The organism is Atribacterota bacterium (assembly GCA_028717805.1).
Classification (GTDB): domain Bacteria; phylum Atribacterota; class Phoenicimicrobiia; order Phoenicimicrobiales; family Stramentimicrobiaceae; genus Stramentimicrobium.
Map to the genome: position 1 here is coordinate 1 of JAQUNC010000090.1, position 2,732 is coordinate 2,732.

Consider the following 2,732-nt stretch of genomic DNA (forward strand, 5'->3'; position numbering starts at 1 on the left):
GATAATTATCCCTTTCCCTTAATTATTATCAGTACTTATCGGGCTATTCTTCCTAAAATAATGTCTTGTAACAAGTTTTACCAGCAGCACCTTAAGTTACAGCGAGAAGGTCAACTAAAAGTGGAATACTTTCTAAAATTTCTTATAGAACAGGGCTATCACTCCTCAGGTATGATTGAAACGCAAGGGCAATTCAGTCAGCGCGGTGGAATTATTGATGTATTCCCCCCTTCTGAGGAAAATCCGTTAAGAATAGAGTTAGACGGAGATAGAATTGCCTCCCTTCGTTTTTTTGATCCGGGATCACAACGATCTATTAAGAAGATTGAAGAAATTCTACTACTTCCCCAAAGAGAACTAAGTCCAGAATTAGATGAAAAAGAGAAAGAAACAAATTCCTTTTTTGATTATTTACCTCATCAAACCGATATTTTTATTCATCAATTTTCGGATTTTGAAAAAAATGTTCAGGAATTTGAAAAGGAAAGCCAGAAATCTTTTCTGGCTAAAAAGGATGATAGTAAAGATTTATTACCTCCGGAGTATTACTACTTAACCTGGAATCAGGTCAATGAATTGCTTTATCAAAAACAGAGATTGTTAACTATAGAATCTTGGTTAGAGCAAAAGGATTCTACTCCAGGTCAAAATATATTTAAGGATTACCCGTTTTTCCCAATAGAAACAAAACCTGCTGAGAATTATTTTGGCAATCTGGAATTCTTTTTTAAAGATATAAAGGAAAGTCAGGAGGAAAAGCAAAATATTCTGGTTTTAACCAGCAATAAAGGCCGAGCTTTACGGCTGGTAGAAATATTTGAAGACCGGGGATTTAGGGATTATCAAATAATAGCTTTGCCTGAAGTAGAATTATATCCTGGAAAGGTATGTTTGAGTTATGGACAGGTTAATTATGGTTTTTCCATCCCTGCTCTTAATCTTTCCGTTATTACTGAACAAGAGATCTTTGGAAAGCAGAGAGACAAAGGTTATAAACCACGAAAATTTCAAGGCCAAGCTTTTTATCAATTAGATGAATTAAAAACCGGAGATTTTGTAGTTCATATAAACCATGGCATTGGACAATATGCTGGAATTAAATCACGCAGTACTGATGGTATCAGACGGGATTACCTTTTAATTAAATATGCTGCTGATGATGAACTTTATGTCCCAATTGAACAATTGTCTATGGTTCATAAATATATTGGGGTGGGAGGAAATCCGCCCAAGCTTAATCGCCTGGGAGATAGTGCCTGGAGAATAACGAAAAGAAGAGTGAGAGAGTCTATTCAAAAAGCAGCCCTGGAATTATTTGAGTTATACCGAAAGAGAAGGAGTATTCAAGGTTTCTCTTTTTCTTCCGATACCGTATGGCAACAGGAATTAGAGATGGCTTTTCCCTTTGAGGAGACACCTGACCAGGAAAAAGCCTTTCAGGATGTCAAAAAGGATATGGAGTCAGCTCAACCTATGGAACGTCTGATATGTGGAGATGTGGGTTATGGTAAAACCGAAATAGCTATCAGGGCTGCTTTTAAAGCGGTTATGGATAGTAAACAGGTGGCAGTATTGGCGCCTACTACTATTCTAGCACAGCAACACTGGGAAAATTTTACCGAAAGGATGAAGGCCTTCCCGGTTAGAATTGAAATGCTTTCCAGATTTAAATCTAAAAAGGAACAGCAAGAAATCGTTGTTGATTTAAAAAAAGGTAATATTGATATTATTATTGGAACCCATCGTCTTGTTCAGCCAGATGTAGTCTTCAGGGATCTTGGTTTATTGGTAGTTGATGAAGAACAACGTTTTGGGGTAATTCATAAAGAACGGATAAAAAAATTAAGAGAACAGGTTGACTCTCTTACTTTAACAGCTACCCCAATTCCGAGAACGCTGTATTTATCATTAACTGGAATTAGAGAGATGAGTATTATAAATACCCCACCAGAGTTGCGTTTACCAATAATTACTTTTTTCAAATCCAAGACAGATGAAACTATCAGAGATGCAATTAGACGAGAACTAGAAAGAGGCGGTCAGGTATATTATGTTTATAATCGGGTTCAAGATATTGATTATATTGCTGAAAAGTTAAATCTTCTCATCCCGGAGGCAAGAGTAGTTATTGCTCATGGTCAAATGCCTGAAGAAGAACTGGAAAATATAATGATAGATTTTCTAAATCGAAATTATGATGTTTTAATCTGTACCACAATTATTGAAATAGGTCTGGATATACCTAATGTTAATACTATCATTATTGATGATGCTCATCAGTTTGGTTTATCCCAGCTATATCAACTTAGAGGAAGAGTTGGTCGTAGTAATCGAAGGGCTTATGCCTATTTGCTTTATCCCTCCCAAAAGATACTGAGCGATAATGCCAGAAAACGGTTAGAGGCTATTAAGGAATTTAGTGATTTAGGTTCAGGTTTCCGACTAGCAATGCGCGATTTAGAGATAAGAGGAGCTGGTAATTTACTGGGCAAAGAACAGCATGGTTTTGTCAGTGAAGTTGGTTTCAATTATTACTGCCAGTTACTAGAAGAGAGTATTAATCAGCTTCGCCAGGTTGAGAATGTGAGTGCTTTAGAACGGGAATCAGAACCAGAAATTGAAGCAAAGCTGGATAGTTATATTCCAGAGTATTATATTTCCAATCCTGAATTAAGAATAAGTTATTATCAAAGGCTAAGTCAAATAAAAACGGAGACAGAACTAAATGATTT

1 protein-coding gene is annotated in these 2,732 nt (G+C 36.2%); it reads left to right on the forward strand.

Annotated elements, in window-relative coordinates; translation table 11 throughout:
- The coding region (gene mfd, locus PHD84_10760; GenBank protein MDD5638276.1) for a transcription-repair coupling factor at nucleotides 1-2,732 on the forward strand (2,732 nt) is incomplete at both ends.